This is a genomic window from Pseudomonas sp. MWU12-2319 (assembly GCF_023242525.1).
Lineage (GTDB): Bacteria > Pseudomonadota > Gammaproteobacteria > Pseudomonadales > Pseudomonadaceae > Aquipseudomonas > Aquipseudomonas gingeri_D.
Window position 1 is genome coordinate 143,783 of the sequence record NZ_JALJES010000013.1, and the last position, 18,348, is coordinate 162,130.

The window sequence follows — 18,348 nt, forward strand, 5'->3', positions numbered from 1 at the left end:
CTCAACGCTGCCAGGCGATCAGCGCATTTTCCGCCGGCAGAAAGGCCTCCGGGTGCCAGGCGCGAACCCGTGGGGTGTAATCCTCCAGGGGTCGCGTGACAGCCATCGAGAGGGAAAAGATATAACCGTGGACGGCGCCGGGAATCGGGCCACTGGCGGTCATCGGCAGGCACAGCGCCGGGAACTCGTCGCGCAAGGCGGCACAGAGCTCCACCTTTACCCATTCCGGGGCGATCTCCCCCAGATAGACAGGCACGCTGATATGTAGCTGATCGCCGTCGCGATGTGCATCGAGCGTACCAAAATGTATGTTGTCCCACCCCGCGCTCAGCGCCTTCTGCCACGCCTGAAGCCCACGGGCGAGCCCGGCCTGGTCCTCGCGGCGGCGTCGGAACGCCTGAATCGCCGGTTGGTAAAAACGCTCCAGGTATTCGAGCAGCATGCGGTTACTGCTGAATTGCGGCCCCAGTTGCGACATGCTGGCCCGCATGCGTTGCACCCAGGCACGGGGAATGCCCTGGGTGTCGCGGGTGTAGAAGGACGGCACGACTGCGTCCTCGAGCAAGCGGTACAAGCACTCGGCATCGACCACATCGTCGCTGGGCCCGTCAGTGCCGATGGCCCAGCCGCAATCGGGCTGGTAGGCCTCCGCCCACCAGCCGTCGCGTTCGGACAGGTTCAATCCGCCATTGACCAACACCTTCATGCCGCTGGTACCGCAGGCTTCCCAGGGGCGTCGTGGTGTATTGATCCAGACATCGACGCCCTGTACCAGATGCTGGGCCAGTTCGAGGTCGTAATCCTCCAGGAACACCACGTGCCGGCGCAGACCAGGACGATGAACGAAGTCCATCCAGGCCTGGATCAATTGCTTGCCCTGCTCATCATCGGGATGGGCCTTACCCGCGATGATCAGCTGGACCGGACGCTGCTCATCGGTGAGCAGACGCGTCAGGCGATCCGGGTCATGCAGCAGCAGATTCGGGCGCTTGTAGTCGGTAAAGCGCCGGGCGAAACCGAGCGTGAGGCAATTGGGATCGAGCACCTGCGCGGCCTCTTCAATCTGCTGCACGGACTCGCCACGCTGCCCAAGATGCCAGGCCAGACGCTGACGCGCGTACTTCACCAGATCAAGGCGTTGCTCGCCGGCCATGGTCCACAGGGCCTGGTCGTCGCTGTCGGAAAGCGGCCCGGGGAGCGACTCCACGCTACCGAGCCAACGCTCCTTGCCGCAGCAGGTGGTCCACAGGTGATCGGACCAGACCGAGTCCCAGGAAGGCACATGGACGCCGTTGGTCACATGCCCCACGGGTACTTCCTGAAACGGCCAGCGTGGATACAGATCGCTGAACAGACGACGGCTGACCTCACCATGCAGGCGACTCACCCCATTGCACTGGGCACAGCCACGCAAGGCGAGAAAAGCCATGTTGAACGGCTCGTCGTCATCCAGCGGATCACGCCGACCCAATGCCAGCAGTTCGCGCAATGAAAGATCACAGTCTTCGAGGTAGGGACGCGCGTACTTGCCGATCAGCGCGGCGGGGAAGACATCAAAACCCGCCGCCACCGGCGTATGCGTGGTGAAGACATTCCCGGCACGCGTCGCCCACCAGGCTTCCCGGAACGAAACGCCCATCTTGTGCATGAAGCAGCGGGCCCGCTCCAGCACCAGCAGTGCGGCATGCCCCTCGTTCAGGTGGCACACGTCCACGTCGATCCCCAGGGCTTCGAGTACCGTCCAGCCGCCGATGCCGAGCACCACTTCCTGGAGCAAGCGCATTTGCGAACCGCCGCCGTACAATTTGGAGGTGATCCCGCGGTCTCCGGCGCCATTGAGCAGATCGTTACTGTCCAGCAGATACAGGCGTGTACGTCCGACGATGGCCTGCCACACCCGCAAATGCAACGTGCGCCCCGGAAGTTGCAGCGCGACTTTCAGCCAGGCGCCGTCGCTGCCAATAGCCGGCTGGATCGGCAGGCTGGTCGGGTCGTTGTAGGGATAGGCCTCATGCTGTCGACCGGCCGAGTCGATGCTTTGCCGGAAATAACCTTCCTGGTAGAGCAAGCCCACTCCGACTACCGGGGCGCCCAGGTCGCTGGCCGTCTTGAGATAATCCCCGGCCAGTACACCGAGTCCGCCGGCGTAGAGTGGAAAGGCCTCGCTCAGGCCAAACTCCATGCTGAAGTATGCGATCCGCGCCGAATCGGCGGGCGCCGACTGCTGTGCATACCAGCCCGGCTCACCGAGATAACGCCGGTGCTCTTCGATGGCCTGTGTGAGTGTCTGCGAGAACGAGGTATCCCGACAGAGCGCCTCAAAACGCTGCGGCGACGCGTTCTGCAGAATCATCCAGGGGTTATGGGTACGCTCCCATAGCATTGGATCGATCGCTTCCCAGAGACCGTCGAGTGCGTGATTCCAGGTCCAGCGCAGGTTGAGCGCAAGCTCGGTCAATATGAAGAGTTGCTCCGGCAACTCCCGTGGCGAGAACGCGTACACATCGACACCTCAATGCAATAGTCGTTGCCAGGCACTGATGGAGTGCAAGCACGAGCGCACACTATCGGAGTTGGAGGACTTTCCGGCTTGATCTACATCAAGTCGAATGGATCCCATGAGCGGCTCGAGGGTTTGAGCCGCCCTGCACGTCACCTGCGGGTCAAGGGCCTACCCTAGTACCCGATGACTCAGCCGTCTTGCCGTCCAGGCCACTGCGACTGCAATGGCCCCGGCGATCAGTCCCACGGCGGCCTGGATCAAATAGTTCTCCAGCCAATGCTTGATGGCCGGCTTGACGATCCATTCAGGTCCACCGTGAACCGCTTCCGCAATGAACGCCCCTCCGACAAAAAACATGGCGATGGTGCCCACCCACGACAGCAGTTTCATCAGCTTGGGCGCGGCCGATATCAGCCAGCCGCCCATCCGGCGAAGCATTGCCGAGAAATGACCGGGGTGGGTGATCTTGCGCAGCCGCAGTCCGAGGTCATCCAGCCGAACGATGCCAGCCACTAGCCCGTACACACCAAACGTCACCAGCAAGGAGATCAACACAAGCGTTATCAACTGCTGCACGAAAGGCGCCTCAGCCACAACATTGAGGGTGATCACCACGATCTCGGCGCTCAGGACAAAGTCGGTCACGATGGCGCCTTTCACCTTCTTCGCCTCGTAGACCTTTGCCTCGGCTTCATTGAGCCTCTTTACCTTTCGTGCTTCATCCTGGCCGCCATGGGGACTCAACTTCTCGATAAGCGACTCGATACCTTCATAGCAGAGGTAGATCCCGCCAATCACCAGCAACCAATGGACCAGCGCAGGGGCCAGGTAATTGAGCCCCAGCGCCAGCGGGACAAGAATCGCCTTGTTGACCAGGGAGCCCTTGCACACGGCCCACACCACTGGCAGCTCACGATCCGCCTTGAGCTCAACCACCTTCTCCGCGTTCACCGCCAGATCATCCGTCAGAACACTGGCGGTTTTCTTCACGGCGACCTTGCTCATCACCGATATGTCGTCCAACAAGGTTGCGATGTCATCGAACAACGCGAAAAAACTGCTACCTGCCATGGTTTCAACTCCTGAACCTAACCTGCCTGGACGGCGGGCCAAGTATAAGGTTCAGGGGCGTGATGAAGCGCTTTTTCTTCAATAGCGCTACAGGAAACGGAATCCGACTGCTGAAAAGCGCGCGCCATCACCTTGATCGACGCTCCAGGCAATCAATGGGTTAGACGCACAATGGCTGGCAGGGTAGCGCCTAACAAGACAAGCGCCATGACGATATTGAAGACCAACGCCACATTCGCTCGCATCAGGAAACGTCGAAATACCACCCCACCCACCGCCCAGATCCCGACACAGGGAGTAGACACGACCGCCAGCAGCGCAGCGGTCATGAACACGTTCACAAGATGGTTCTCGAGGGGAATATAGGTGGCTGCCGCGCTGATCGATATGGCCCACGCCTTGGGATTGATCCACTGGAAAACCACCCCGCCGAAAAACCCCATGGGCGAGCGCTCCTCATCGCCGATCACCAACGGACCGCTGGAGGCAATCTTCCACGCGAGCCATAAGATGTAGGTCGCCCCCACGATGCTCAACGCGGTGTGAAACCCCGGAATGGCCTCGAACACCGCTCCGAGGCCCAGGCCCAATATCACCATCTGGAGCGCCACACCCGCCACGATGCCCCACACGAGGGGCATCGTGCGCCAGACCCCTACCCGGGCACCCGATACGAGGACCATCGCATTATTCGGGCCCGGCGTGCCTGTCATCACGATGGCGAAAAGCAGAAAAGGGAAAAGAAACGCCATATCGCTCATATATTCATCTGTTGTATCAAGCCCATGAAGCGGAATATTCTATTGCTTAAATCACAGAATTTTCTTGTGAACTCACGAGCAAAAATCGGATCCATGCAACAAACAACAGCTTTAGACCGAATTGACGAAAGAATATTGTCCGAGCTTGCCAAGGACGCGCGCCAAACCAATGTGAAACTGGCTGAACGGGTCGGTCTGTCCCCCTCTGCTTGCTTGAGGCGGGTACAGGACCTGGAATCTGCCGGTATCATCACCGGATACCGGGCCGTTATCGATAGATCCCGCCTGGGGGCTGGCTTTGTGGTGTACATCACCGTAGGCCTTTCCAATCACACCAAGGAAAGCCTTCAGGCCTTCGAGCGCGCCATCGCTGGCGCTCCGGAAGTCGTGGAATGCCACACCATCACGGGCGCCATCGAGTACCTGCTGCGCGTAGAGGTTGCGGATATCAAGGCGTACAAGACGTTTCATACCGACGTTCTCGGTACCTTGCCTCATGTATCGTCGATCACCAGCTACATCGTCATGGACTCGTCGAAGAACGAGCGGGCTTAACCCTCGTTAAAGTGAGCGGCGGCCTTCACATCAGATGAAAAAAAGGAAGCTCACTGTGGGATCTGGCCGAAGACCAGCACTCGACCCAGTTGATCCAGTCGTTCCTCGCGGCCGGTAAACCTGCCGCCCTCGTCTGCCACGCGCCCGGCGTACTGCGTCATGTCAAGAAAGCGGATGGCCGTCCGCTGGTCGAGGGCAAGAAAGTCACTGGGCTCACCAATACCGAAGAAGAGGCCGTGGGCCTGACCAACGTGGTGCCGTTCCTGGTCGAGGACGTACTCAGGGCCCAGGGTGGCCTGTACTCGAAAGCCGACGATTGGACCTCTTATAGGGCTCCTGCATAGAAACACAAATCGGCGAGATTTCCCGGAGTGGGGCGGATGAAACGCGCCGGGCCATTGAACAGCCGTTGACCCTGCCCAAAACTACTTCAACCGCCCCGCCCCCTCCAGCCAACCTGGCGCGCCTTTCAGCAACCATTCGGTGGCCGCGGAATTGTGTTTGACGCGGCTATCGAGAAACGCCACACCGATTGCCTGAATCGCGGCCACTTGCTTGGGATCCGGGGCCGGTTCGCCCGCCATCGAACTATGGACGCCACCGCCGGGCTTGGCGCCACCGTGCTTGTGCCCTCTGCTCTTGGGAGCATCGCCGGACGGGTCGCTGCCCTTGTCGGCTTTTTTCGATGGTCGGTTGAACAGCTCGGTACCGGACAAGGTCTTGTGCGTCGCTTTGTTCAGCTCCAACTGAACGCTGCCGGCCACCGTCACCGACTCCCCCAGCACCTGTCGCTGGCGATAGGAACTGACCCAGTTGAACGGATCTTCATCCTCCTGACCGGTCATCGACAGCACGGGCGCCGACATCTGGGCGAACAGCCCTGGCCGAGCACCGGCTTCCACATAAGGACTGAGCAACAACACCGCCTTGGGCTGAATCGCGACGCCCGACGTAGCGCCAGGTTCCAGCGCCCCGGCCAGTGCCTCAGCGGTCTGTGCCCCTAAATCAAAGCCGGCCACCACGACCTGGTCCCAGTCGATGGCCGCCAGTTGTGCGTCGCCTTTCGCCGCCCGAGCCCGAACCTCAGTCAGGACTTTCTGCAAGGTGGCCAGCCTGTCGCGCAAGGCGGCGGCGGTGTAATGAGTGCTGGCCACGCCACGGAAGTCACCATCCAACGCCTGCGCCGAGGCAAAAATCGACTGATCATAGGCGTGCCCTTGAACAGACAGCACCGCATAACCGGCTTGCGCCCAAGCCTTGCACCACTCCACACCGCCCGAGGCCGGCTCACCCAACCCCGGCAAGTAGATAATCAACGGCAGGCGCTCATGGGTAGCCGGCGCCAACCAGGCCACATCCACCGATTGCTGATCGAGTTGCCAGATGGCGCCCCAACCGGTTGTTTCGTTGTGGGACGGTTGATAGGCGCTGGCCAGGTCTTTATTGACCAGCTCGGTGAATTCGATTCGCGGGTCTGGCGGATCGCCCGCGCAACCAGAGATCAATCCCAGGCTGCCCACTAAGGCGCCCACCGCTAGCCAGTAACGAGGTTGAAGGTTCATTCGATTCACAAAGTCGTCAAGATCAAGATGGCTAGCAGCGTAACCGAGCCTCTGGCGAACGAGACACAAGGGCAGGTAAAGAATGGGTAAAGGGTGGCTGGAGAAGCTGGGGGTTACGCGTCTGCGCTGCCGCTCCAGCCAAGAACCGATCCGCTGCCAGAAAAACACCCCATCAACGCCTGCAACCCCATCGGTTTGGCAAAATAGTAACCTTGGGCCTGTCCCGCGCCCATTTCACGCAGCAATTCGAGCGTCTCGGCGTCCTCGACCCCTTCGGCCACCACGCTCAGGTCCAGGGATTCGGCCATCCGCACAATCGCCCGGACAATCGCGCGACTGCGGGCACTGCTGGTCAGTTCGAGGATGAACGACTTGTCGATCTTCAAGCCGCTGAAGCGGTATTGATGCACGTAGCTCAGGGATGAAAAGCCCGCACCGAAGTCATCGAGCACCACCGACATGCCGTTGTCGGCCAGCTGTTGCATGGTGCGTCGAGCCAGCGCCGGCTCCGCCACCAGGGCACCTTCGGTCAGTTCCAGGCAGATCCGCGACGGCGAGACCTGGTGCCGCGCCAGCAGTGCAAGCACATCGCTGGCGAAGTCCGGGCGCGTCATGCTGTAGCTCGAGCAATTGACGTGCACCGGTGGCCAGTGGGCGTGCTGGGGCTGGGCGAGGATCACGGCAATGCTGCTCAGCATGTACAGGTCCAGTCGACCGATCAGGCGCAATCCCTCGAAGTCCGGCAGAAACTCGCCCGGCGCGACCACCCGCCCGCCCGGCTGATGCCAGCGGACCAGCGCTTCAAGGGCCAGCAGCTCACCGCTTTCGACGCTGACAATCGGCTGGAAATACGGCAGCAGTTCATCCGTGCGCTTGAGGGCGTTGCGCAAGGCCCCTTCACGCTCGACCTGGTCCGAGACTTCGCGGCGCACTTCCTGATTGAACACCGCGTAGCTGTCGCGCCCGGCGCTCTTGACCCGGTACATCGCCGCATCGGCATCGCGCAGCAGGTCGGCCGGCTCCTGATGGAACTGGCTGTCGGCGCTGACAATACCGATACTGCAGGACGAAAAGACTTCATGGCCATTGATGAAAAACGGCAGGTCAAACGCCACCAGGATCCGTTCGGCAATGTCGATCACCCTGTCCAGCGGCGCCTCGGGAGCCAGTACCGAAAACTCATCACCGCCCAGACGCGCCAGCATGTCGGAGTCACGCAGGCAACCGCGCAAACGGTCGGCGGCCTGCATCAGCAGCAGATCGCCGAAATGATGGCCGAGGCTGTCATTGACCATCTTGAAACGGTCGAGGTCGATGAACATCACCGCCAGGTGCCCGCCTTCGCTATCGAACCGTGACCAGGCCTGGTTGAGGCGCTGTTGCAGGTAGGTACGGTTGGCTAGCCCGGTCAGCGCATCGTGGGAGTTTTCGTGTTGCAGCTTGGCATTGGCATGATCGAGTTCGCGGGTGCGGTTCTGCACCCGGGCTTCGAGCATGAGGTTGGCAGCGTGGATCGCTTCGGCGGCCGTGCGGCGCGACAGCGCGGTGTCGATGTGTCGCGACACGAACGTCAGCAACTCCTGGTCACGCAGGGTGTAGCACACCTGCGAGGTGTAGCTCTGTACGGCAAGCACGCCCCGCACCACATCGCCATCGAACAAGGGAATGCCCAGCCAGGAGTAGGCGCGGACAGACTCATGGGCCCTTTCGGTTTCACCGCTCTCCGACAAGCGCTCGGACTCGCCGGCATCGATCAGGCAGGGTCGACGCTGGCGGATAACGTACTCGGTCAAGCCCCGGCGCCCGCGCCGGGCCACCGGGTGGGTGGTCAGTCGCTCATCGACATAGTAAGGAAAGGTCACTTCGCCGGTCGCGTCGTCGAACAGCGCAATGTAGAAGTTCTGCGCGAACAGCAACTCGCCGACGATGCCATGCAGGGTTTGAAACAACTCGGCCATGTCGCCCGGCTGGCTCGACAGTTCGGCTATCTGGAACAACGCGCTCTGTAGGTGTTCGGCGCGCTCGCGGTCAAGCACCTCCTGCCTCAAGGCATCGTTGAGTGCCGACAGCTCCAGCGTACGACGCATCACCGTCTCTTCCAGGTCCGCCCGGTGCAGGATCCGGTCCAACGCCATGGCCACGTGGCGGGCCACCACCAGAAACAACGCGCGGTCTTCGGCACTGTAGATACGGGCCACGTCGTAGACCTGCATCGCCAGCATGCCAAACACTTCATCCGAGGCATTTTTCAAGGGTGCGCCCATCCAGAACTCGGGACGATCACCCACGCAGTGGAAATGGCCCCCGGCCTGGGCCTCGAGAATACCGGCGGAGTCGATCAGCAGTGGCTGGCCGCTGGTCAACACCTGGCCGGTCAAGGACAGGTGCCCAGGGTCAAGGTATTCGTAGTTCTCGGCTTCAAGGGCATCCACGTCGATAATGTCGACGTAGTACGGGTAGTCGATCTTGCCACTGAGCGGGTCATACAGCGCGAGGTAGAAGTTCTCGGCGTCGATCAGGCTGGCCAGCAACTGGTGAACCCCCACCAGAAACACCGAACGGTCGCGGGTTGAACTGGCCAGGTAGGTAATCTCATACAACACACGCTGAGTGACCTGCGCACGGGCCAGGGTATTGGTCTGTACCTCAATGCCCAGGCGCTGGGCAAACTCGGCGAGCGCCGGTTCCGCGGCATCCTTGATGGGTGCGAGCAGCCAGCCCAGCACGTTTTCGCCTCTGCCCGTCGGCCAGCGGTGCAACTGGCGAGTCAGGCAAAAGGCGTCAAACGCTTCATGGGCGACGCTTGAGGGCCACTGCAGCGAGGGGTCGCCCTGCCCGACCCGGTGCATTTGTTCTCCGGCGCGGTAAACCACCCAGGCAGTGGTATGGGCCCAGTTGCGCGCTGAGTCCAGCAAGTCTTCGATCCTGTCCTCGTTGCCAACGTAGGCCATGCCAACCGTACCCGGGGTCCCTTTTAGTTGAGAAGCGACACTATCGCAATCGTTCGATTGCAGCGGGGAGTCGGTCAATGGACGAACACTCATCAGCGCTCCCTGAGCCAAAAATTGAAGACACTCACTGATTACTAGCAATGTGCCTTCCAAGTAAAGCTTATAGCGCTTGTTTCAAACGTTTATTCGTTTGGGTGCCAACCGTGGCTGAAGCGCCCCCACGCAGATAGCATATTGCCTCTATTGGTTCGTTATGAGAATGACCGTCCGGCATGAGCTTTTTCAGAGTTGGCCGGTTGGGCCGCTCAGACCAGCCTGGCGCCCAGCGCTTCAGTGAAAATGGGGGGATTGATCGGACCGGGTGACAGCGTGTTGACCCGTATCGGCGCCAACTCCAGGGCGAGGCCTCGGGCCAGCGCTTCCATTAGACGCGGACGCGGATTGTATCGGCGCCCGTGAGTCCGTTTTCAGAACGATCAGTTGGGATTTGTGGCTGTCGATGTCGATCGACTCAGCGCCACCGACTCATTCGAAAACACCTGCGCATCGGTGAATTTCTCCACCTCGACCCGATGGGGAAAGATCTTCTTCTCGACGAAAAGATCATCCACCTGCTGCAACGCCTGCAGGTCCCTCGCCTCTACCGGCAACAACGACTCATCCCCCCAACGGCGCAGCAACTGAGAAACCTCAAGGGGAATATCATTGGCCTTGGCAAACACCCGCGCGTATTCCTCGGGATTTTTCTGCGCCCATTCAAAAGCCTTGGCGAAACGCTGCAACACATCGCCCAACGCCCTGCGCTTGAGGGGATCGGCAAGCACTTCATCGGACGCGGTGATAAAGGTCAGCCCGGTATTGATCCCCTCCCCGCTGATCAGCACCCTGGCACCTTTCTGCTCGGCAAATGCCTGATAGACGCCGAAGGTGGCCCAGGCTTCGATCTTCCCGGCATTGAAGGCGGGTAACGCATCCGTGGGCAGGACAAAACCGACCTTGACGTCTTTCTCATCCACTCCGGCATTGGCCAGGGCACGAATCAGCAGGTACTGGGAAATGCTGCCACGGGCGGACGAGACCACCACATTGTGTCCTTTCAGGTCCGCGACGGTGTGAATCGGTGAATCGGGTGGCACCAGGATCGCAATGCCCCGGGATTGGCTGCGGCGTACGGCAACGATACGCAAGGCCGTGCCCCCCGTGGCCGCGGCCAGTACCGGTGTGTCACCGGCCGGGCCCAGGTCCACCGCGCCGGCGCGCAAGGCTTCGAACAGCGGCGCGGCGCCCTGGAAGTTGGCCCATTCAACCTTGTAGTCGATGCCTTCCAGGGCGTGGGCCGCTTCTACCACCGTGCGCAAACCCTTGGCCTGATCACCCAGGATCAAGGTCACGCCCGATAAATCAGAATGGGTTTTCGGGGCCTCGGCCGCTTTATCACAGCCCCCCAGCAACAACGCGGCCGCCACCAGCATCAACACTCTCAACTCAACCATGGGCAAACCGCCGCACGCCACTGGCAGCCGCTTGCCCCACCGCCGCCGGGACGTCCACTTCAACCCCGAGAAGACTCAGCAAGCGTGCCCGGATCGCCTGGAAGCCGTCCTGACCCGTGTCCCGCGCCCGAGGCAGATCGATGGTCAGCTGCTCGGCAATCTTGCCATGGGCCAGGACGATCACGCGGTCGGCCAGCAAAATCGCTTCGTCAACGTCGTGGGTGACCAGCAGCACGGCCGGCGTATGCTTGCGCCACAGTTCGATAATCAGCCGATGCATCTTGATCCGGGTCAGGGCGTCCAGCGCGGCGAAAGGTTCATCCAGCAACAGCAGCTTGGGTTCGCGCACCAGACCACGGGCCAACGCCACGCGCTGGGCCTCCCCACCGGAGAGCGTCGCCGGGTAGGCGTCCAGTCGATGGGCCAGCCCTACCTCCGTCAACGCCTGCACCGCGCGTTCCCTGGCATCGGGAATGCGCAGTCCGAGGATCACGTTTTTCCAGGCCCGCTTCCAGGGCATCAGCCGCGGCTCCTGAAACACGGCCGCCCGGGCCTTGGGCACGCGCAACTGGCCGCTGTCGATGCTGTCCAGCCCGGCCAGGCTGCGCAGCAAGGTGGTCTTGCCGGAGCCGCTGGCGCCCAGCAGTGCGACAAACTCGCCGGGGGCGATGTCCAGGTCCAGGCCGTCGATGACCCGTTGCTGACCGAACTGGCGCACCACATTGCGCAACTGTACCGGTGCCGCCAAGGATTCGATATTCGACATGTCAGTTCCTCACGAAAGATGGGCGCCAGGCCAGGGCGAAACGTTCCAGGGTGCGGATCAGCCCATCGATCAGCAGGCCGAGGACGCTGTAGATCAACAGGCAAATCACAATCACGTCGGTGCGCATGAAGTCCCGCGCATCGCTGGCCAGGAAGCCGATACCGGCGGTGGTGTTGATTTGCTCGACGAACACCAGGGCCAGCCAGGAAATCCCCAGGGAATAGCGCAGGCCGACAAAAAAAGAAGGCAACGAACCCGGCAGGATCACATGCCAGATCAACTCGCGGCGATTGAGCCCCAGGGTGTTGGCGGCCTCGATCAACTTGGGGTCGATGTTGCGGATACCGGAAAACAGGTTGAGGTAGACCGGGAAGGTGGTGCCGGTGACGATCAGCGCGATCTTGGTGAACTCGCCGATGCCGAACCAGAGGATGAACAACGGCACCAGGGCCAGGGAGGGAATGGTGCGCAGCATCTGCATCGGCGAATCGAGGATCACCTCGCCACGCTTGGACAGGCCGGTGATCAGCGCCGCCGCCACACCGATGCTGACGCCAATGCCCAGCCCCAGCAGCGCCCGTTGCAGGGATACCAGCAGGTGCTTGCCCAACTCGCCGGAAACGATCATCGCCCACAAGGTACCGCCGATCTGCGACGGCGCGGCGATGATCCGTTGCGGGATCAGCCCTAGCTCGGAGGCCAACTCCCATACCAGCAGCAACACGATCGGGCTGACCAACCGCAATAACACCTCGGGGGTGCGCCAGTTGCGCAACCAGGGGGGCACCAGTCGTGACACACCTTCAGGCTCGCCCTGGAAGCGAGCCGCCTTGTCGACGGAAAACGAGCTGGCATTCAGGGTTTTTTCATTCATCGGGCTTCCGTCCTCACAAAAAACACGGCCAGGAGCGCCGTTGCAGCTTCATGCTAGTCGCATAAAAAACCTCAGTGAAATTCTTTTTGGGAATAACCTAATATGATTAAAAATCAGACATAAAATCCAAACAATAAATTATTTGCATAATCAAGCGAGCCTCGCCGCCCACGCCGACCTCAACCAACAAAATGCATATTACTGATAAATAGCATTTCTTAAAATTCTACAAATTAATAATTAACTTAGAACAAAACGGCATTTTACAGCCCCGCCCCCGCCCCCTACTTTCGACCCCTACAGAGCGCCCCTACCCACAAGGAACTGAGCATGAGCATTGAATTTATCGGCTACATCGGCGGCCACCACGCTTCGGAGATCCATCCCCGCAGTGGCCTGACCTTGCAACCCGACTACGTGGAAACCGTCGCTCGCGCCCACGAAGCAGCCGGCTTCGACCGTGCCCTGGTAGCCTTCCACTCCAACAGCCCGGACAGCACGCTCATTGCCTCCCACGCGGCCAGCGTGACCAAAAAACTGCAGTTCCTGATTGCCCATCGGCCCGGTTTTGCCCAGCCGACCCTGGCCGCTCGACAGTTCGCCACCCTGGACGTGTTCAACGGCGGGCGTACCGCCGTTCACATCATCACTGGCGGCGACGATCGCGAACTTCGGGCCGACGGCAGCCATATCGACAAGGACGAACGCTACGCCCGCACGGATGAATACCTGAGCGTGGTGCGCCAGGAATGGACCAGCGAGAAACCCTTTGCCCATGAAGGCACCTACTACCAGGTCGAGGGCGCGTATTCGACGGTGAAGTCGCCGCAACAGCCGCATATCCCGTTGTACTTTGGTGGTTCTTCAGCCGCGGCGATCGCCGTGGCCGGCAAGCATGCGGACGTGTATGCGCTATGGGGGGAAACCTACGAACAAGTGCGGGAAGTGGTGGCCCGGGTACGGGCTGAAGCCGCCAAACACGGACGGACGATCCGCTTCAGCTTGTCGTTGCGGCCGATCCTGGCCGAAACCGAGGAGTTGGCGTGGCAGCGTGCGGAGCAGATCCTGCAACAGGCTACCGCGCTGGCCGAGCAGAACGGTTTTGTCCGGCGCGAACCACCGAACGAAGGGTCTCGTCGCCTGCTGGCGGCGGCGGCCCAGGGTTCGAGGCTGGATAAACGCTTGTGGACCGGGATTGCCGGACTGCTGGGGGCACAGGGTAATTCGACGTCACTGGTGGGCACGGCGGAACAAGTGGCAGAGGCCCTGCTCGACTATTACGACCTCGGTATCACCACCTTCCTGATTCGCGGCTTCGACCCCCTCAATGATGCCATCGACTATGGCAAGCGCCTGATCCCCCTGACCCGCCAGTTGGTGGCGGAACGCGAGCGGCAAGCGGCTGAAAAGGTCGCATAGAGCGGCCTTTTTGAAAGCGTCGGGTTCGACCTTTTGTACTCGGGTTGATCCCCCTGCAAAACCCACCTTTCCCTCTCGGGAAGGGTGGGCATCAACTCACCCATGACCGATCAATGCTTGTAGTCGGTATCGGTACGTTCCAACTGCCGAATCAACGCATTCCAATGCCGTGCCACCCCCGGCCCTTCCCCGCTCTTGAACACCTCGGCCTGCTTCTCAACCTTGGCCACCACCTCGGCCGGCGGAAAAATCAGTTCGGCATTCCCCGCCGCCTGCGCCGCGATCTGAATATTGCACGCCCGCTCCAGGCCCTGCAGTTGCTGAAACGCATGCTCGACACTGATCCCCGCCGTCAACAAGCCATGGTTGCGCAGGATCATCACGCTCTTGTCCCCCAGGTCCGCCACCAGGCGCTCACGCTCATCCAGGTCCAGGGCCACGCCCTCATAGCCGTGGTAAGCCACCCGCCCGGAAAAGCCGATGGAGTGTTGGGAAATCGGCAACAACCCACTCTTCTGCGCAGACACCGCAATGCCGTCGCGGGTATGGGTGTGCAACACCGCTTGCAGGTCAGGACGGGCAGCATGGATGGCGCTGTGGATCACATAACCGGCGTAGTTGATGCCCAGCCCGGTCGGGTCGTCGACGAGGGTGCCATCGATGTCGACCTTGACCAGGTTGGAGGCCGTGATTTCATCGAACAACAGCCCGAAGGCATTGATCAGGAAATGCTCCTCGGGTCCCGGCACCCGGGCGGAGAAATGGGTGTAGATGTGATCGGTCCATTTGTACAAGGCCGCCAGCCGATAGGCCGCAGCCAGCTTGACACGGACCTCCCACTCTTCTGCAGTGACCCGCAGTCGGACATTGTTCGAAACGCTGGATAACGGACTGACGCTGCTCATGGCAAAACTTCCTGGATGGCCTTAAGGACTTCCAGGCAAGCCTATGGGATGGAAAAAAATAATAAAAAGCACATTTTAATCTAAGCTAATTATTATTTTTTTTCATATCCAGCAGCGCAATCATGCGGCGTTTCTGACTTTGTGCAACGACGCCGCCACCCGTTTGCCAAAGGCATCCACCGGCCCTTGCAGGTTGCCGAGGAAGTGCGGGTAGATCAGCCACAGGTCCATCACCGGCTTGAAATCCTTGAGGGGCATGACCGCCAGTTGCTCGCGATGGACGCTGCGTTCCAGCAACGGCCGCGGCACTAGGCCCAGCCCCAGGCCGTCAGCCACCAAGCCCAACTGCAACTCGGTACCGAAGGTTTCCAGGTTGACCCGCAAGGCCAGGCCCTGGTCCGACAGGGTGCGTTGCAGCCCGGCCCGGAAGCCGCAGCCATCGGGATTGAGAATCCAGCCGTTCTGGTAGACATCCGCCAGCTTGCACGGGCGCTTGGGCAACTGGGCCTTGGCGCACACCACCACCAGTTCCATCTTGCCGATGGATTCACCGATGATGTTGTCCGGGAAGATCTTGCCCGCCGGAAACAGCGCCGCCGCCGCGTCCAGTTCACCGCGCTCGATCTTGCCGACCAACTGGCTGCCCCAGCCCGTGGCCACCTGGGCGCGCAGATCGGGGTATTCGGTGCGCAGGTGCTTGAGGGCGTCCAGCAGCACCACGTCACCGATGGTTTGCGGCACACCCAGGCGCAACAACCCGGTGGGCGGTGCATCGGTGGCCACCAACTCGCGCAATGCATCCATCTCCCGCAGGATCAGACGGCACTGTTCATACACCCGGGTTCCGATCAGCGTAGGCTTGAGAGGCTTGGTGTTACGGTCGAACAACTCCACTCCGAGCGCCTGCTCGAAGTTCTGCACGCGGCGGGTGATCGCCGGCTGGGTCAGTTGCAACGACTCGGCGGCATGGCTGATGGACTGGCAACGAATCACTTCGACAAAGGCATCGATATCGTCAATTTTCATTTGGGCCGCACATAGAGAACAGTCATTAAGATGTGTGAAAAGCATAGTGAGATAAACGACGCCTGGATAGCCCACCCGCCCTATCGATAACGCCTAATGCTAGTCAAGCCGGTTCTAAATTACTTTCAGCTATAACCTAATCATTAAAAAATAGCATATTAACTATAAACATTATGCTTATATAACCCATCACCACGAACCACCCACGATGGAACTGCCATGACCCAGGCCCGACACCCGGAGAGACTCAGAGCATTCATAGGCGCCCTGGCGGAATTGATCGACGGCAACCCTCGCGAAGGCGATCTGCTGCACCGCGGCGGCAAGCTGTTGGCGCAACTGGTCAGCCATGATGACTGGCTGCCGGACGAATTTGCCCAGCCCAGCCCCGAGCGCTATCAGCAATTTCTGCTGCATGCCGATTCTCGGCAGCGTTTCAGCATCGTCAGCTTTGTGTGGGGACCGGGACAAAGCACGCCGATTCATGATCATCGGGTGTGGGGGCTGATCGGCATGCTGCGCGGCGCCGAGTATTCCCAAGGGTTCGAACGCAATACCGACGGCACGTTGAGCGCCGAGGGCAAGCCGATCCGGCTGGAACCGGGCCAGGTCGAGGCCGTCTCGCCGAAGATCGGTGACATCCATCAAGTCAGCAATGCCTTTGCTGATCAGGTGTCCATCAGCATCCATGTCTACGGCGCCAATATCGGTGCCGTGCGCCGTGCGGTGTATCAGCCCGACGGCAGCGAGAAACTGTTTATTTCCGGTTATTCCAACGCCTTTCTCCCGAACATCTGGGATTTGTCCAAAGAGAGCCCTGCCCAATGAGCACTGTATCGAACCGCACCTTCGCCCAGATCCGCCAGGCCCTGTTGGACCATGAAGAAGTCGCCCTCGTCGATGTACGCGAGGAAGCACCTTTCGCCGAATCCCACCCTCTGTTCGCCGCCAATATCCCGCTGTCCAAACTGGAACTGGAGGTTTACTCGCGCATCCCCCGCCGCGATACCCAGGTGACGCTCTACGACAACGGCGAAGGCCTGGCGAACATCGCCGCCGAGCGCTTGCAGGCGCTCGGCTATACCCGGGTCAGCCTGCTGGCGGGCGGTCTTGATGGTTGGCGCCGCGCCGGTGGCGAGCTGTTTATCGACGTCAACGTGCCCAGCAAGGCCTTCGGCGAGCTGGTGGAAAGCCGCCGCCACACCCCGTCCCTGGCGGCGGAAGAAGTCCAGGCGCTGCTCGACAGCGAGGCCGATGTGGTGGTGCTCGATGCCCGGCGTTTTGATGAGTACCAGACCATGAGTATTCCCACTGGCATCAGCGTCCCCGGCGCCGAGCTGGTGTTACGCGCCCGCGAGCTGGCGCCGGATCCGGCCACCCATATAATCGTCAACTGCGCCGGGCGCACCCGCAGCATCATCGGCACCCAGTCGCTGATCAATGCCGGCATCGCCAATCGGGTATTCGCCCTGCGCAACGGCACCATCGGCTGGACCCTCGCCGGCCAGACGCTGCAGCACGGTCAGTCGCGACGCTTCGCCCCCACCTCGGAAGAACATCGCCAGGTCGCCGCCCAGGAAGCTCGCCGCGTTGCCGACAAGGCCCGCGTGGGCCGCGCCACCCTGGCCGACCTGCAAGGCTGGCAGCAGCAAGCGGCGCGCACCACCTACCTGTTCGATGTACGCACCCCGGAAGAATACGAAGCCGGTCACCTGCCCGGCGCCCGCTCGACGCCGGGCGGCCAACTGGTGCAGGAAACCGACCATGTCGCCAGCGTGCGCGGCGCGCGCCTGGTGCTGGCCGATGACGACGGTGTAAGGGCCAATATGTCCGCCTCCTGGCTCGCCCAGCTGGGTTGGGAAGTGCATGTGCTGGATGACCTGCAACCGACTCATTTCAGCGAGCAAGGCCCGTGGCGGGCACCGGTCCCGGCGCCTCGGCAGGCCGAAGTCATCAGCCCGCAGACCCTGGCCGAGTGGTTGACCCACGGCGACACCGCCGTACTCGATTTCACCAGCAGCGCCAACTACGTCAAACGCCACATCCCCGGCGCCTGGTGGGCCCTGCGCGGGCAATTGCCGCAAGCCCTGGCCAAGGTGCCGGCGACGCAGCGCTATGTACTGACCTGTGGCAGCAGCCAACTGGCGCGCCTGGCGGTGGCCGAAGTCGAGGCCCTGACCGGCAAGCAGGTGTTCCTGCTGCAAGACGGCACCGCCAGCTGGATTGCCGCACAACTGCCGCTGGAAGAAGGCGAGAGTCACCTCGCCTCGCCGCGCATCGACCGCTATCGCCGCCCCTATGAAGGCACCGACAACCCAAGGGAAGCCATGCAGGCCTACCTGGACTGGGAGTTCGGCCTGGTGGAGCAACTGGCCCGCGACGGCACCCATGGCTTTTTCGTGATCTGAGCCCTCCAGGCTTCTGCACCGCATGCCGGGCAGCGCCGTTTGCCATACCACACA

14 protein-coding genes and 1 pseudogene are annotated in these 18,348 nt (G+C 61.1%); 5 read left to right on the forward strand and 10 right to left on the reverse strand.

Features of this window, described 5'->3' with window-relative positions:
- Window position 1: 1 nt before the first annotated feature.
- From glgP to M5C01_RS21350, 3 genes are all read right to left on the reverse strand, one after another.
- Window positions 2-2,503, reverse strand: a complete 2,502-nt coding sequence (gene glgP / locus M5C01_RS21340; RefSeq protein WP_178129933.1) for an alpha-glucan family phosphorylase — start codon at window positions 2,501-2,503, stop codon at window positions 2-4.
- Between the two features lie 168 nt (window positions 2,504-2,671).
- Window positions 2,672-3,574, reverse strand: coding sequence for a DUF808 domain-containing protein (locus M5C01_RS21345; protein WP_152740779.1), 903 nt, complete (start codon window positions 3,572-3,574; stop codon window positions 2,672-2,674).
- A 152-nt stretch (window positions 3,575-3,726) separates the two neighbouring features.
- On the reverse strand, window positions 3,727-4,335 hold the full coding sequence (locus M5C01_RS21350; protein ID WP_103498165.1) for a LysE family translocator: 609 nt from the start codon (window positions 4,333-4,335) through the stop codon (window positions 3,727-3,729).
- 24 nt (window positions 4,336-4,359) lie between these two features.
- Between M5C01_RS21350 and M5C01_RS21355 the strand changes: the two genes are divergently transcribed.
- Together M5C01_RS21355 and M5C01_RS21360 are read left to right on the forward strand one after the other, a co-directional pair.
- The gene (locus M5C01_RS21355) at window positions 4,360-4,890 is read left to right on the forward strand and encodes an Lrp/AsnC family transcriptional regulator (RefSeq protein WP_248764389.1); all 531 of its coding nucleotides are present in this window, start codon (window positions 4,360-4,362) and stop codon (window positions 4,888-4,890) included.
- Window positions 4,891-4,943: 53 nt separating this feature from the next.
- Window positions 4,944-5,219 (forward strand): annotated as a pseudogene (locus tag M5C01_RS21360) (type 1 glutamine amidotransferase domain-containing protein); the annotation flags it as partial.
- Between the two features lie 96 nt (window positions 5,220-5,315).
- Here the strand turns inward: M5C01_RS21360 and M5C01_RS21365 are convergent.
- The 5 genes from M5C01_RS21365 to M5C01_RS21385 form a co-directional block, all read right to left on the reverse strand.
- On the reverse strand, window positions 5,316-6,452 hold the full coding sequence (locus M5C01_RS21365; RefSeq protein ID WP_152740778.1) for an alpha/beta hydrolase: 1,137 nt from the start codon (window positions 6,450-6,452) through the stop codon (window positions 5,316-5,318).
- 113 nt (window positions 6,453-6,565) lie between these two features.
- Window positions 6,566-9,496 (reverse strand): EAL domain-containing protein, encoded by a 2,931-nt coding sequence (locus M5C01_RS21370; RefSeq protein WP_152740777.1) that lies wholly within the window; start codon window positions 9,494-9,496, stop codon window positions 6,566-6,568.
- A 383-nt stretch (window positions 9,497-9,879) separates the two neighbouring features.
- Window positions 9,880-10,896 (reverse strand): ABC transporter substrate-binding protein, encoded by a 1,017-nt coding sequence (locus tag M5C01_RS21375; RefSeq protein ID WP_103498416.1) that lies wholly within the window; start codon window positions 10,894-10,896, stop codon window positions 9,880-9,882.
- A complete protein-coding gene (locus M5C01_RS21380) occupies window positions 10,889-11,662 on the reverse strand; it encodes an ABC transporter ATP-binding protein (RefSeq protein ID WP_152740776.1) in 774 nt (257 codons plus the stop codon). The genes M5C01_RS21375 and M5C01_RS21380 overlap by 8 nt, the downstream gene beginning before the upstream one ends.
- A 1-nt stretch (window position 11,663) precedes the next feature.
- Window positions 11,664-12,536, reverse strand: coding sequence for an ABC transporter permease (locus tag M5C01_RS21385; protein WP_152740775.1), 873 nt, complete (start codon window positions 12,534-12,536; stop codon window positions 11,664-11,666).
- Window positions 12,537-12,866: 330 nt separating this feature from the next.
- Between M5C01_RS21385 and M5C01_RS21390 the strand changes: the two genes are divergently transcribed.
- Complete coding sequence (locus M5C01_RS21390; RefSeq protein WP_152740774.1) at window positions 12,867-13,955, forward strand: LLM class flavin-dependent oxidoreductase; 1,089 nt, start codon at window positions 12,867-12,869, stop codon at window positions 13,953-13,955.
- A gap of 110 nt (window positions 13,956-14,065) precedes the next feature.
- On the opposite strand, the gene M5C01_RS21395 is transcribed toward M5C01_RS21390, so the two are convergent.
- Together M5C01_RS21395 and M5C01_RS21400 are read right to left on the reverse strand one after the other, a co-directional pair.
- Window positions 14,066-14,860, reverse strand: a complete 795-nt coding sequence (locus tag M5C01_RS21395; protein WP_152740773.1) for a class II aldolase/adducin family protein — start codon at window positions 14,858-14,860, stop codon at window positions 14,066-14,068.
- Window positions 14,861-14,980: 120 nt separating this feature from the next.
- Window positions 14,981-15,886 carry a LysR family transcriptional regulator gene (locus M5C01_RS21400; protein ID WP_103498421.1) on the reverse strand — a complete coding sequence of 302 codons (906 nt, stop codon included), beginning with the start codon at window positions 15,884-15,886 and terminating at the stop codon, window positions 14,981-14,983.
- Window positions 15,887-16,105: 219 nt separating this feature from the next.
- On the opposite strand from M5C01_RS21400, the gene M5C01_RS21405 reads away from it, so the two are divergent.
- Together M5C01_RS21405 and M5C01_RS21410 are read left to right on the forward strand one after the other, a co-directional pair.
- A complete protein-coding gene (locus M5C01_RS21405; protein WP_103498422.1) occupies window positions 16,106-16,714 on the forward strand; it encodes a cysteine dioxygenase in 609 nt (202 codons plus the stop codon).
- Entirely contained in the window at window positions 16,711-18,294 is a 1,584-nt protein-coding gene (locus M5C01_RS21410; protein ID WP_152740772.1) for a rhodanese homology domain-containing protein, read from the forward strand. The genes M5C01_RS21405 and M5C01_RS21410 overlap by 4 nt, the downstream gene beginning before the upstream one ends.
- The last annotated feature ends 54 nt before the right edge of the window (window positions 18,295-18,348 follow it).